Source organism: Nostoc sp. KVJ3 (assembly GCF_026127265.1).
GTDB lineage: Bacteria > Cyanobacteriota > Cyanobacteriia > Cyanobacteriales > Nostocaceae > Nostoc.
In genome coordinates, this window is sequence record NZ_WWFG01000001.1 from 3,721,148 (window position 1) to 3,735,345 (window position 14,198).

12 protein-coding genes are annotated in these 14,198 nt (G+C 40.9%); 7 read left to right on the forward strand and 5 right to left on the reverse strand.

Annotated features, from left to right (window positions below; all coding sequences use genetic code 11):
• Positions 1 to 227: 227 nt before the first annotated feature.
• Positions 228 to 872, reverse strand: coding sequence for a class I SAM-dependent methyltransferase (locus GTQ43_RS14875; protein WP_265273365.1), 645 nt, complete (start codon positions 870 to 872; stop codon positions 228 to 230).
• Positions 873 to 977: 105 nt separating this feature from the next.
• Positions 978 to 2,708 carry a hypothetical protein gene (locus tag GTQ43_RS14880; protein ID WP_265273366.1) on the reverse strand — a complete coding sequence of 577 codons (1,731 nt, stop codon included), beginning with the start codon at positions 2,706 to 2,708 and terminating at the stop codon, positions 978 to 980.
• A gap of 397 nt (positions 2,709 to 3,105) precedes the next feature.
• Between GTQ43_RS14880 and GTQ43_RS14885 the strand changes: the two genes are divergently transcribed.
• The 4 genes from GTQ43_RS14885 to GTQ43_RS14900 all read left to right on the forward strand — a co-directional run bounded on the left by GTQ43_RS14885 (position 3,106) and on the right by GTQ43_RS14900 (position 8,638).
• Positions 3,106 to 3,573 (forward strand): MarR family winged helix-turn-helix transcriptional regulator, encoded by a 468-nt coding sequence (locus GTQ43_RS14885; RefSeq protein WP_265273367.1) that lies wholly within the window; start codon positions 3,106 to 3,108, stop codon positions 3,571 to 3,573.
• A gap of 160 nt (positions 3,574 to 3,733) precedes the next feature.
• Positions 3,734 to 5,200, forward strand: coding sequence for an HlyD family secretion protein (locus tag GTQ43_RS14890; RefSeq protein ID WP_265273368.1), 1,467 nt, complete (start codon positions 3,734 to 3,736; stop codon positions 5,198 to 5,200).
• 399 nt (positions 5,201 to 5,599) lie between these two features.
• Complete coding sequence (locus GTQ43_RS14895; protein WP_265273369.1) at positions 5,600 to 6,859, forward strand: MFS transporter; 1,260 nt, start codon at positions 5,600 to 5,602, stop codon at positions 6,857 to 6,859.
• 183 nt (positions 6,860 to 7,042) lie between these two features.
• Positions 7,043 to 8,638 carry a DHA2 family efflux MFS transporter permease subunit gene (locus GTQ43_RS14900; protein WP_265273370.1) on the forward strand — a complete coding sequence of 532 codons (1,596 nt, stop codon included), beginning with the start codon at positions 7,043 to 7,045 and terminating at the stop codon, positions 8,636 to 8,638.
• 198 nt (positions 8,639 to 8,836) lie between these two features.
• Here GTQ43_RS14900 and GTQ43_RS14905 read toward each other — a convergent pair whose 3' ends face one another.
• Genes GTQ43_RS14905 through GTQ43_RS14915 form a run of 3 tightly spaced genes read right to left on the reverse strand, consistent with a single transcriptional unit; the run spans position 8,837 to position 11,420 of the window.
• Positions 8,837 to 9,616: a Uma2 family endonuclease gene (locus GTQ43_RS14905; RefSeq protein WP_265273371.1), complete on the reverse strand. Its 780-nt coding sequence runs from the start codon at positions 9,614 to 9,616 to the stop codon at positions 8,837 to 8,839.
• 51 nt (positions 9,617 to 9,667) lie between these two features.
• Positions 9,668 to 10,900 (reverse strand): tetratricopeptide repeat protein, encoded by a 1,233-nt coding sequence (locus GTQ43_RS14910; RefSeq protein ID WP_265273372.1) that lies wholly within the window; start codon positions 10,898 to 10,900, stop codon positions 9,668 to 9,670.
• 55 nt (positions 10,901 to 10,955) lie between these two features.
• Positions 10,956 to 11,420: a hypothetical protein gene (locus GTQ43_RS14915; RefSeq protein ID WP_265273373.1), complete on the reverse strand. Its 465-nt coding sequence runs from the start codon at positions 11,418 to 11,420 to the stop codon at positions 10,956 to 10,958.
• Between the two features lie 158 nt (positions 11,421 to 11,578).
• Between GTQ43_RS14915 and GTQ43_RS14920 the strand changes: the two genes are divergently transcribed.
• The 3 genes from GTQ43_RS14920 (at position 11,579) to GTQ43_RS14930 (ending at position 14,185) form a co-directional block, all read left to right on the forward strand.
• On the forward strand, positions 11,579 to 12,484 hold the full coding sequence (locus tag GTQ43_RS14920; RefSeq protein ID WP_265273374.1) for a YihY/virulence factor BrkB family protein: 906 nt from the start codon (positions 11,579 to 11,581) through the stop codon (positions 12,482 to 12,484).
• An 81-nt stretch (positions 12,485 to 12,565) separates the two neighbouring features.
• Complete coding sequence (locus GTQ43_RS14925) at positions 12,566 to 13,072, forward strand: DUF4112 domain-containing protein (protein ID WP_265273375.1); 507 nt, start codon at positions 12,566 to 12,568, stop codon at positions 13,070 to 13,072.
• A gap of 186 nt (positions 13,073 to 13,258) precedes the next feature.
• Positions 13,259 to 14,185, forward strand: coding sequence for an alpha/beta fold hydrolase (locus GTQ43_RS14930; protein ID WP_265273776.1), 927 nt, complete (start codon positions 13,259 to 13,261; stop codon positions 14,183 to 14,185).
• Positions 14,186 to 14,198 lie beyond the last annotated feature (13 nt).

The window sequence follows — 14,198 nt, forward strand, 5'->3', positions numbered from 1 at the left end:
TCACTACGAACTTTCTTACCCATCAATTTACACTTGACAGACTACTAGTACTTTGTCAAGCTAACTTTGAAGGGTAAAAGAACGAACCGCAGAGGCACAGAGAAGCCAGTGCGTTGAGCGGGTTCCCCGACTTGAAGCAACTGGCGCGACACAGAGAAAAAGAGAGAAAGATTCTAAAACTTTGTTTACTTAAGCATTGTTGACTTGATAAACTACTAGATCGAGGCTTAATTGCGGTAAGCTATGACAGCATAAAATGGATCTCCTCCAGTGGCACCTAACCACTGTAAGAAATTCGGTAATGTTGACTTATGAGCTATAACTTCTGCGGTTGTAAATCCTGGAACTGAGGCGAAGTAGGCTTTGACTAATTCTACTCGTTGTGCTTCTGAAGCCTCCCGCCAAACTTGAATTGCCTTTTCAAAAAACATCCGATTAGAAAAGCTGATAATTGCGACACCACCAGGTTTCAGGATGCGGTAAATTTCCGAAAATACTGCTTCTGGATATTGTATGTACTGCACAGATACGCAATTAAGAACAGCATCAAAATCTTCATTTGGTAAAGGTAGCTGCGGATTCTCATTGAGATTTTGCACAAAGTAATGATTTAAGCGGGGGTTTCGTGCTAATTCCTCACCATTGAGTCCGTGTCCTTCCACATGGGAAAATTGCATCTCTTCTGGCAGATGTGACACCCAGCTGCTCATCATATCAAAAATACGGGTGTTGGGTTTGAGGCGATCGCGATATAAATCTGTTAGCTGTTGAATAAATCCTTCATCGACATGGGTGACGAAGCGGGGATAGGCATAAAACAGCTTATCGTCTTTGTCGTCTAATTTCAGGCGTTGATTTGGTCTTAACTGCATAAATCTATCTTTTGAAGTACTTTTTCTGAAAATAGCGGCAATTTCCAGGATTTTTCAACAAACACACATAACGCGATGTGCAACTTATTCTGGGAACACTTGTGTTCAAGTCTTGGTTACGAGTTTAATACATTCTGTTTTGAGAAGGACTAAATTATCACTCTCAAAAACTTTACAAGAGTTAATTAATGTGGGTAAGATAGGTAGAGTTTTTTCTAATTTTGCCTTCGCTTGTTCTGCTGCTGGCTGATATTGTTGTAGCCAAGTGTTGTTAGTTATATATTCTGGAAGGAATGCAGAACGTTCTAATAACCAAAAATTTACGTGGTATTTTTGGATAAAATCTTTAATCTGGTTAATATCTTCAGTATATTGGGCATTAATCAGGTCAAGCATCCGCTGACGAAATTGCGCGTAATATTTTGTATGGATGGGTAAAGCATATTCTTTACCTACTAAAATTGTTCTTTGAGCAAAGATAGGTATGTTATCGGCTTCTTCGGAAGTAGAAGCTATGACAATATTTTGCGGTTGCTTTTGCAAAAAATTATATAATGCTGGGACTTGACCCTTTATGTAAGGGGTTTTGGGAAAAACTTTTAAGCTACTAGGGTAAAAAATGAGTCCTACACCAAGGATTACAATAGTCCCCAAGATGAAAATTTGCCTCTCATTTTGTCTCGACCATCGAAATATAGCATCTAAAATCAAGGTAATAGAGATTGCTGCGGCAATAGCAAGTACCATCTTAAAAGTATGATGGGTATAACGGCTAGGCCAGTGCAGTTTAAAAGCTAAAGCATGGGCAATAAAAAACATTATTAAACTAGCTATTACTACCTGCATTAATAATTTGACTTCATCCTTGATTTGCTTGGTTAGGAGAAAGTGAGACTGGAATTTTAGGATTATTGGTAATAATAAACCCAATAATAGTTGTAAAGGTGTAATTAACGCAAAAAAACCGCTATCTCTACCATCAAACCAATAACTAATAATATTATGACTAAAATAGCTGACTCTTCCTCCATGCCAGTACTCTGGCATAGTTCTCGCAACGGCAGCAGTAATTGCCGGGCCAAATTGTGATGATTGAATGGCATAAGTTAAAATTATAATACCAGCAACTATAATGCTTGCTGCAAATAAAATAAAATCTTTTCGGCTTTGATAAATAGTTATTTGCCCATTCTGCCAGCGAAATAATCTCATAAATAAAATCAATAAATCGATAAAAGCTATTAATGGATATATTAAAGATTGGAGTGCAATTACAGTTAATATACCCAATTTAGAAGATTTTATTAAATAATATAGGAAAGCTAAGAATAGAGGATAAATAAAATCTCTAGGAGTACCAGAAAATAGATCGTCATGTATGCAAAGGCTTTGATTTAAAAGTAAAGATGCGATAAATCCCACCATTGGCACTGGTAATATCTGCATAGAGACTAGAAAGCAATAGCTAGTTGTAATTAGTCCCAGTACTATGGGAAAAACTTTGCTAAAGAAAATTAGATTGATATCTAAAGCCGCAATTATTTTATAAAGAATACCATAGCCAATTGGTGTCACTGACTGAAAATAATCAGCAATTAAATCCCCAGGAAATAAATCTTGGTTAAAGTAACGATACATCCAAGAAATATATTCCCGTGCATCGTCGCTGACGATATATTCACTGCTGAAAGCTTGTCTCAGACCAGTCAGAATATAAGCAAGAGCAAAAGTTAGACTTAGACCGTACCAAAATATGACAGTCAATCTAGATTTATTTTGTCTGTTTTTTTGAGTAATAGGTGTTGTTAAAAGTTTTTGTAATTGTGGAATTAGCATGGTGCGCGTTCATATCTGAGCCTCGCAGTTTATCATATAAGTAGTAATGCAAAATTAAATATACATCTACCATTGCGAATGGAGCAAAGCGGAATGAAGCAATCCCAAGACCTTGGGATTGCAACTCTTGGAGACGCTGTTCGCGTTCGCTACATTTCATTCCGCTCGCAATGACATAAATCTTTTTGCATACGCACTTACGCAACCATATATAATCCGGTTGCGGGTATTGGGAATTGGGGAAGAAACTTGTTAAATAATTCTCCCTCATCCTCCCCATTCCCCTTGTCAGTGGGATTTTTCATTTAAGTTCTTCCCTAAGATAGATGCAGAAAAATAGTTGCTAAAAAAAAGGAATTTAGTTATGATAATAGTACGTACGCTAAGTATCCTTAAAATGGTTTCTACATCTAATCATTCTCCAGCTTTAGACTCGTGGCAACAAAATCTAGCACCATACAATTTGGGCTATAGAATCAAATTGGTGTCACAATTGCTCAGTCGCAAGTTTACTGAGAGGCTAGAACCCTTTGGACTTACGCCATTTCATTGGTTAGTGTTGTGCTGTTTGTGGCAAGAAGATGGTTTACCGACTTCTAGTATTGGAGACAAACTCAAACAAGTGGGAGGGACTTTAACAGGCGTATTAGATCGGATGGAAGAACGCGGTTTGGTGCGTCGAGAACGTGACACCCACGATCGCCGCATTTGGCGAATCTGGTTAACAGATGCAGGTAAGGAACTAGAAGCTATTTTACCGCCGATCGCGGCCGCTGTGCGCGATGAAGCAATGGAGGGTATTTCCTTTGCCGATCGGGAAGTGTTTTCCCAAATCTTGAATCGGGCGATCGCTAACCTCTCCTAAAGATAGTCCCACAATCACCCGACCGGGGGAAGTGATGTCAAGATTTGTTTTGAGATAATATTACGCATACTAAGGAAATAGGATTTTTTCAAAAAATACTACGCATTCTAAATAAACGATTATCAATCAGATTATTGAACGAGGAAGAGAGGTAACAATCATGGGTGCTAATACTTTTAACGGACGCAACGGCCACAAAACCCCAGTTTTAGAAAAACAAGTGATTCCTGATTCAGAGACTTTAGAAATTGTTACCGCAGAAACATCCGCAACAGCAGAAGCACCGATTGTAACTCCTGAGATCGAGAAAGAAGTTTCACCGAAGCGGAAAAGACCGACTGGTTTAATTTTGGCAGCATTAGGTGTGGGTGCGATCGCCGCAGGTACTTTTGGTTATCACTATTGGCAATACGCCTCCACCCACCAGGAAACAGATAATGCCACAGTTGCGGGAAATATTCACGAAGTTAGTAGCCGCATTCCTGGAACAGTGAGTGAGGTGCTTGTGAATGATAACCAACTGGTGCAACCGGGACAATTGTTAGTCAAGTTAGATCCACGCGACTATGAAAGTAAGGTACAACAAGCAGCAGCAGCCCTAGAAAATGCTCGTGGACAGGCCCAAGCCGCCCAAGCAAATATTGCTTTAACTTCACAAACTACCACTGGGAAGACAACCCAAGCACAGGGGGATGTTAGCGGTGCTGTAGCAGCAATTTCTACAGCCCAAGCAGCAGTACAAGAAGCCCAAGCGGGGATACCAGCAGCCCAAGCTCAAGTTAGACTAGCCCAAGCGGGCATACCAGCAGCCCAAGCGCAGGTAGCCCAAGCAAATGCGAATTTGGAAAAAGCTCGAACAGATTACAATCGCTACAACGAGTTGTATAAAACAGGAGCGATTCCTCGTCAGCAGCTAGACACAGCCAAGGCTACTTATGATGTAGCGACGGCACAAAAAAATGCTGCCATTCAGGGAGTAGAACAAGCCCAAGCCAAGTTAGCCTCCGCCAAAGTTGGTGTCACCCAAGCCCAATCTCAACTAGCACAAGCGCAAGAAAATGTCACCAACGCCCAAGCTAAATTAGCGGCATCTAAGGGAGGATTGCAACAAGCGACTGCTGGCGGACAAGATACAACAGTCAAACGCAGTCAATACGAAGCAGCAAAAGCAGCGATCGCGCAATCTGAAGCATCGCTTAAAGATGCACAATTGCAACTATCCTACGTCAACGTTACCGCTCCCAGTGCTGGACGAGTCGGTAGGAAAAACGTGGAAATTGGCAACAGAGTCCAATCGGGAACACCATTAATGGCGATCGTGGATAACGACTATTGGGTAGTTGCAAACTTTAAAGAAACTCAATTAGAAAAGATGCGCCCAGGAGAGCCGGTAGAAATCAAACTAGATTCTTTCCCTCATCACACCTTTATTGGTCGTGTTGACAGTCTTTCGCCAGCTTCCGGCGCTCAGTTTGCTTTATTGCCACCGGATAACGCCACAGGGAACTTTACCAAAGTTGTCCAACGCATTCCTGTCAAAGTAATTTTTGACCAAAAGAGCATTCAAGGGTATGAATCGCGGATTACTCCGGGGATGTCTGCGGAAGTTGCTGTGGAAGTTAAGTAGTATCATGTTCGGGCAATTAAGGATAATACTCGGAACCTCACCTTGCCACTTGTCGTATTACCCCCCTTATAAAGGCAGGGGAGGCAGGGGAGGCAGGGGAGGCAAGGGGGGCGAAACTCAACGCCAGCCGCCATTTCTCCCCCTGCTCAAGAACAGCTTACCTCAACCAAGAAATTCCAAAACCTACACAGTATTGGGTTAGGGTGGGGTAAAACCTGTGTTCTTCCAGCTATTTTCATACTTGTGTGTACACGGTAGGACTGCGGGGTGGGATTTTTGTAGTTCACTCAAAATAGCCTGTAAACAGGTGAAAAACCTCTTTTTACATCTATAGAGAGGCGTATAGAAATGAGGTGAGATGATATTTATGAGAGCAAATTGGTATAAAACAAACCTGATATGAAAAAAACGTTACTACCTGCCTTGCGGTCAAAAAACTACCGTCTGTTTTTTGCCGGACAAAGTGTTTCCCTAATTGGGACATGGATGACGCAACTGGCGACGATTTGGCTAGTTTATGACTTGACAAATTCCCCATTAATGCTAGGAGTTGTCGGATTTTCGAGTCAAATTCCTAGCTTTTTTCTAGCTCCCTTTGGTGGAGTATTTGTAGACCGATTTTCTCGATATCGTACCTTAATTGGTACACAAGTCTTGGCGATGATTCAATCGTTAACGTTAGCAGTGCTGGCGCTGACTGGTGTAATTGAGGTATGGCACATCATCGCTTTGAGCTTGTGTCAAGGATTTATTAACGCCTTAGATGCGCCAGCCCGCCAAGCATTTGTGCCAGAACTGGTTGAACGCAGAGAAGATTTGGCTAATGCGATCGCTATCAATTCTACCACGATCAACGGTGCGCGGTTAATTGGCCCTGCGATCGGGGGTTTATTAATAGCTAGTGTTGGAACTGGCTATTGTTTTTTAATAGATGGTTTGAGTTATATTGCTGTCATCGCCGCTTTATTGGCAATGAAAGTTAAACCGTGGCAATATTCGGTAACTGACGGTAATCCCTTGCAAAAAGTTAAAGAGGGATTTGTATATGCCTTTAGCTTTCCACCCATTCGCTCGATTTTATTGCTATCAGCTTTAGTCAGCCTGATGGGACTGCAAAATACTATTTTAGTACCAGTTATTGCAGAACAAATTCTCAAAGGTGGTGCAGAAACCTTGGGGTTTTTGATGGCCGCGTCTGGAGTTGGAGCCTTAACTGGTGGTATTTATCTAGCTACACGCCAAACAATCTTAGGAATTGGTAACTTGATAGCCTTAGCTCCAGCAATTTTAGGAACTGGTCTAATTGCCTTTTCTTTGTCTAAATTTTTACCATTTTCCTTATTTACAATGTTATTTGTGGGCTTAGGGACAATTCTTCAAATTGCTGCTAGCAATACATTTTTACAAACAATAGTTGAAGATGACAAACGTGGACGATTAATGAGCTTATACACAATGTCATTTTTGGGGATGATTCCCGTGGGTAATTTATTAGGTGGTGTATTAGCGAGTCATATCGGTGCTACTAACACTTTAATTATTGATGGTATAGCTTGTATTTTAGGCTCTATAGTTTTTAGCAGACAGTTGCCTAATTTAAGGCAAATCATGCGTCCAATTTATGAAAAAAAGGGCATTGTAATAATTAATAAAGATTAGAATAAAAAGCTTAAATAGATGGTATAAAATTTATCTGAGAAAAATTAATAGCCCAAGAATTGGAATCAAGATGCTGTTTCTTATCCTCTAGGCGCACAAAATTCATTCTGAATACTGATTCCCGACTATTGAATTCTATTTGATAATAATTTTGTTACTTAACTTTGAAACAGGTAAAATGCTATGGCTAATACGGGTGTAATTCGTCAGCAAGGGCAAAACTCTGCTGTACCACCAGAACGTGTACCGCTAAGAACCTGGATTGGTGTATTAGCAAGTATGCTTGGTGCATTTATGGCGGTATTAGATATTCAAATAACTAATGCTTCGCTGCAAGATATTCAAGCAAGTTTAGGAGCAACTTTAGAAGAAGGTTCTTGGATTTCTACAGCGTATCTCGTAGCAGAAATTGTGGTAATTCCTCTAACAGGATGGCTATCACGGGTATTTTCTCTACAGCGTTATCTGTTAGTAAATACAGCCCTATTTATTTTCTTTTCGATCTGCTGTGCTTGGTCATGGGATCTCAATTCCATGATTTTATTTCGCGCCTTACAAGGTTTTAGTGGGGGAGTATTAATTCCCACCGCCATGACAGTTGTATTAACGACCTTACCGCAATCTAAGCAATCAGTTGGATTGGCTGCATTTGGCTTTAGTGCAGTTTTTGCCCCTTCAATTGGCCCGACAATAGGAGGTTGGTTAACAGAAAACTTCGGTTGGGAATATAACTTTTATATAAATGTAATTCCAGGGGTATTAATGCTAGCCGGCGTTTGGTATGGAATTAAGCAAGAACTACCCCAAATGAATTTACTGAAAGAAGGCGATTGGTGGGGAATTATGGCGATGGCTATTGGGTTAGGTTCCCTGCAAGTTGTTTTAGAAGAAGGTAGCCGCAAAGATTGGTTTAGTTCAGCTTTGATTGTGCGTTTAAGTATAGTAGCAGCAATTTTTATAGCGCTATTCTTTTTAATAGAATTAACTCGTAAAAAACCATTTATTAATTTGCGACTTTTACTTCGGCGTAACTTCGGTTTAGCCAGTATTGTTAATGTCTCGCTAGGCGTAGGATTGTATGGCTCAATTTATGTTTTACCATTATATCTTGCTCAAATTCAAAAATATAATGCGCTGCAAATTGGTGAAGTGTTGATTTGGGCTGGAATTCCGCAGTTATTTATTATTCCTTTAATACCTAGATTGATGAAACGCATTGATGTGCGTTTAATGGTGGCTATCGGTGTAACTTTGTTTTCCATCAGTGCATTTATGAACTCTGGAATGACTAATGAAACTGGATTAGAACAGCTACGATGGTCGCAATTTGTGCGAGCAATGGGACAACCCCTAATTATGGTACCACTTAGTTCTATTGCCACTGCTGGGTTGAGTCCGAAAGAAGCAGGTTCAGCTAGTGGGTTATTTAATATGATGCGGAATATGGGCGGTTCTATAGGAATTGCATCTTTAGCAACTTTATTAACTAACAGAGAGCAATTTCACTCCAATAGATTAGGTGATGGAATATCTTTATATAATCCAGAAACTCAACAGCGAATTGACCAAATGACACAGTATTTTATTAGCAAAGGAGCAGATTTAAGTACAGCTAAAAATGAAGCGATCGCAGCTATATCTAATATAGTCCGCCGGGAAGCTTATGTAATGGCTTTTAACGATTGTTTCTACTTTATTGGCATTGCTTTGTTACTCAGTGGCATTGCCATTTTATTTTTGAAAAAGGTGAAGCCAAGTGGTGGTGCTGTCGCACATTAAATTAGTTCTATAGGTTAAAATATTTGGTAAAATTACTAAGGTAGTAAAATACCAACAAGGACAGTGGGTACTTTACCCTTATGAAAAAGAGCAAGAAGTGCATTTAGCTAGCGTTGATTTTAGGTGTGCGATGCCTACGACGGGCTACGCCTACGCAGAAGTATATGAAGATGTAGCATTGATAGATGATATTATTTCCTAATCTAACATTTCTGGGTCAATTCCTAAAGCATTGAGTTGTTCAACAGAGAGCAATCGCAATTTCTCTGTAATTAAGAGCCGCTTCCGTCGTTCAGTTTCAGCCCTTTGTCGCTCAACTTGGGCCCGTTCTTCACCAGTTAGCAGTAAATTTCCTTGTGCATCCCACCAGCGTAACCAAGGTAACTCTGCATTCTGATAAAATCCCTGCCAAATTCCCAACTCTACCCCTAAAGGAGCAATTGGGTAATGTCCGCGTTCATTAGGTTTCATCAATTGGTAGGTATTATCGATTAGATGATAAACCTCAATCTGGGCTTTTGCTACTTCATAAATCCCATAATAAGGGACTCGAATCGCTTGCTCATAAACCCAAAATTTACCAACATTTCCACCCTCCCCTTGAGATGGCGGCGTGTTATCTCGTTCTTCAGAACCATCTCCAGAGACGAATTCCAGCGCAATTAACGGCGCGATGTACTCCTTCCACAACACATAAGAACGCCGCATTTTACCATTGAGAGTAGGCGGTACATTTGGTATATAAAACCAATCGGGTGCTTCAGCACCTTTCTCAGGAGGATCTGTTAATCGCCAGTAGATACCGGAATCTTGTCCAATACAATATTGACCGTTAGGATGGTATTGTTCTAGAACTGGTTTAATTGAATCTGTAATTAAAATGCTTTGGGGATGCTCCTGAAGATTTTTCACAAATGTACCATCTGAGTCTGGTAGCTGGGTGTGATCGGGTAAAGTTAATGCCGATAGGAAAGTCACGTCGCTTTGCTCCGAATTCAAAATTATGGGCTTGAATAGCGCTAATATTTGCTACAACTTTGCTTTCGAGATTTTTTCAATTTGTCCATTAAAATATGCTTCTTCATGTTTGAGTTTTTGCGCTAATTCTAACCCTTTTTTAAAAGCTGTTAGTGCTTGAGGAAAATCTTTCCGTTCTAGATATAACTGCCCAATTTGGTCATAAGCTTCCATCATCCCGTAAAAGTTGGCAGACTGCTCCTGTGTCTGCACGAGAATTTGGCTAACCTGCAAAGCCTCATCTATTTGTCCTTGAGAATGGTACAGCGCAATTAACTTCTGTAAAGCGTCACCAGCCCGAACGTATTCGTTTAATTGCCAAGCAGTAGTATAAGCTTCTTGATAATTTTTAAAAGCTTCTAGCAATAAGTTAGGATCTTTCTTGGCTAGAGATTCGTAATTTGCAGCGATCGCTAGCTTTAATTCTGGTATCCCAGTCAGATTATTTTCACTAACGTAAATTTCTACCAGTTTATTAAGTACATTCAATGATTGCTGCGGTTGTTTTGTTTGCTCGTAAATGTAAGCTAGCCGTTGCAGATATGTTACCTCGTTTACAGCGTCACCTTGAGAAGTAGCTAAACCCAACAATTCCTCGTAGACTGGGGCAGCTTTGGGATAATCAAACCAACTCAAATCTAGTTCCCCAATTGTCTTAAGGATTTCTACCAGTGCTACTGTATCCTTCTGCTGTCGTACCACTAACAAAACTTGGTTGTAAGCTTCTAGAGCTTCTTTAGACGATCGCACATTTTGGTAAGCTTGACCTAGCGATCGCCACAATTCTAGATCGACTTGGGCAGTTTTTTTCTGGGATTCTGCTTGCTTTTGAATTGCTTGCAATCGCTGCGTAATATACTTTACTTCATCTCCATTATTTTGGTTCCAGGCGATCGCCCCAACTCGTGATAATGCTTGCACCTCTGCTAATGAACCTAAAAACCGCCGCAAGCGAAGTTCCCGGTTCCAAATTTCAAAGGCTGTCACCTGATCCCCTCCTTGCAATTTCGCCGCTGCTTCTCGATTTAAGGCATCCAGCGCTGGTTCTAAATTTTGCTGTTCTTCGAGAGTTAATGGCTGTTTATCTTTGGGCAAACGTGGTAGCAGTGGATCGGGTGTAGTAATTTCTAGGGGATTAGGAGGAAATTGATCTGGTGGTTTGGGCTTTTGACTATCTGCCGCCAGCGTCAAGGAGTTGCTAGAGAGGATAGCGGCAGTCACAATTACAATTAAGCGCCTGAGCATGGGTACTTTACCTTGCCTTGAGTTAGTTAGATGAGGTAATTATCCTCATGCCCTATTATTTACTTTCTTTTTCTGCTGCGGCTCGTTCCCGTGTCAAACTATCAATAGCGTCACCCAAGGCAGTAGTCAGACTATTGCGGGTTTGGGCGTGGTTGTCTTGCTCAATTTTCAAAGCTTGCAAGAGGCGATCGCGTTCTTTGATGACAGCGATGAGTTTAGCTTGCAAGTCCTCCACAGATTTTAGTTGTTCTATTTCTTCTTTAATCGCTGTTTCTGGTGTCCCAGCAGCCAATGTCTCAACCTCAAAACCTCGGAGTTTATGCAAGTCAGCCTTTAGGGATGCGATCGCCTGTTGGGATAGTTGGGCATCTGTGCGGCGTTGTTCTGCTTCTATGTTGTAAAGCTGTCGCCATTTTTGGGCACTTTCCCAAGCCGTATCGCGATCGCTCTGAAGTCCCGCCATCTGCTCTCTGAGTTCCTGGATTTCTGTCAACCACTGTTGTGTAAAATCTTGATTCATAAATAGTTATGGGAAATGGGGCATTGGGTATTTGATTCCTAACTCCTAAATCAGCACTACTCCCCTACTCGGTATTCTTGCGGGAAAAAGATAAATGCGATCGCTACACAAAATTTGGCACAGTAGTTAAGAAACCTAAACAGTTTTAACTCTAAATCATGCCACAGCCTCGTTTTTTTCGCTTCTTTCGCCACCTTAATTGGCGCACGCTCAAAAAAACTTTTGCGAGGACAATCGAAAGACGACTTTTAGGACTTGCCTCGGAAATCGCTTACAATGCCATGTTATCGCTGTTTCCAGCAATTCTGGCTCTGATTACAGCCATTGGCTTATTAGCAGAATCTTTGCAAGCCACCTTTAAACAATTAGCGCTTCAACTCAGTCAAGTTCTACCTGACGAAGCCTTAATTCTAATTCGTGATTTTGCTACCACAGAGATTACCAACTCCAAAAACAGCGGTTTATTTTCTCTAAGCTTTGTATTAGCAATTTGGACTGCTTCAGGGGCGGTGAGTACCGCAATGACAGCCCTCGATCAAATCCATCAAATTCCTTCCGAAAAGATCCGTCCTTTTTGGAAAGCCAAGATTGTCTCTCTAGGATTAACAGTCGGGACTATGTTGCTTTTAGTGTTGGCTTCTTTTTTGGTGTTTACTAGCGACTGGCTTTTGGCTATGGTAGTGCGCGAAAATGGTTCCCTGATCTTTTTGTTGCATCTTTGGAAGCTGTTACGCTGGCCTTTAGCTTTAAGTATTGTTGCGATCGCCTTTGGCTTTGTCTATCGTTATGGGCCAAGTGCGTGGAATCCAGGCACGCCAATGATGCCTGGAGCAATTTTAGCAGCTGTTTTTTGGGCAATATTGTCTGCCCTATTTCGGCTTTATGTGGCGAATTTTGGCAATTATAATAAAGTATATGGTGCTGTAGGAGCCGTGATAGTTTTAATGCTCTGGCTGTCAATGAGCGCTGCTGTTTTGTTAATCGGCGATCAGTTGAACGTGACAGTCGGTGAAGATATGCGCCCAAAAGCGCAGTTACAACCTAACGAAAATATTCATTTGTAAATCCCTGAGAAAACTTTTGACAAATCTCAGTAGGGGAGTAGAATATCTAACGATTCAATATAATAATTAGCGATCGCCTTCATGCCAGATTCTCCTGCTCGATTTTCAATGATTGAACCTGATGCCAAAGCACCCACCCTGAAGCGCTTGCGTCAGTTAAGTCGGCTGCTAGATAATGCGATTACCATTCCTGGTACAAAAATTGGTTTTGGTCTAGATCCAATTATCGGACTGCTACCTATTGGTGGTGATTTTTTGGGAGTCATGTTTTCTAGCTATATCATCCTAGAAGCAGCGCGCTTGGGTGTATCTAGAGCCACTTTAGGCAAAATGGTTTTTAATGTGATCGTTGATGGCTTGGTAGGTGCTGTCCCCGTTTTAGGAGACCTTTTTGATTTTGCCTGGACAGCTAACAGTTACAATATCAAGCTCTTGGAAGAATATTTAAAGTTTCCTAGCGAGCAAAGGAGTGCAGATAGGTGGTTTATCGTTGCCCTCTTGATTGGATTGTTACTAATTTCCATTATTTTAGTAGCATTACCGGTGATATTAATTAGAATTCTGTGGAATGCTGTAACAGGCGGCTAAAATAATTCGTAATTCGTAATACTGCCTTCGGCGAGAAGCAAGCTACGTAATTCGTAGTTAAGTTTTGCAAATCGGATTTATAGCCCGATACAAAGCTTGCCGCGACTCGACTGAGCGATAGCCGAACGTCTTGTTTGCAGGGGAATCAAATCCCCATAATTGGTTCAATTATTTATTGATAAAGGAATGAAAGATTGGTGGCAAGCCACCTTCCCTAAAGGGCGGCAAAATTTAATTATTACTGATGCTAAAGGGTATCCGGTACAAATTGCTTATGGCGAAAAAGGCAGAGGTAAGCCGCTCATTTTATTACATGGTATGGGTAGTTGGAGCTATAATTGGCGACACAGTATAGCTCCATTGTCTAAACATTTTCGGGTAATTTGTTTTGATGCTAAAGGTTTTGGTTTTTCCGAAAAACCATTTTTTCGTAGAGAACACAACGGTCATCAAGTTATTGAATTTCAAAGAATTATTCAGGCATTATGTGATGAACCACCAGTGATTGTAGCTGAATCTCTGGGGGGATTAGTCGCCCTTGCTCTTGCTCAACAACATCCGCAGTTAATTGGACAGCTTGTAGTCGTAAATGTACCTGTTTTTACCGAAAATCTACCCCATTGGGCTATGTGGTTACTTGCCCAAACACCACTAGAAGTAATACAAACAATTGACTCCTTACGTCTGGCATATTTGTTTGCACCTCTATTGAGAGAAATTATGGCAATAGAAAGACGTGGGGTATTATTTGATCCGTCAATTTTGACACAAGAAGATGTCTATTGGATAACTTACCCGTTTATTGAATTTCCTGGTACGATCGCTAAAGTCGCCGAAGAGTTACAAATAGCAGCGCGAGAAATTGAGAATTGGCAAGAAAATAAGCCAAATATGCTTACCCAAATTCAAAATAATCTAAGTGCAATTAAGTGTCCTACCCTAGTTTTGTGGGGAGATCAAGATAGTTGGTTTCCTGCTAGTCATGGTGAAAAATTACATCAGCATATCCCTAATTCTAAATTCCAAATTTTGTCTAACTGCTATCACGATGCTTCAACTGGTGCTTTTAAGGAATTGAATGCAGCGATTCTTCAGTTTTTACGGGATACTTGAGAGGCTTAGATCC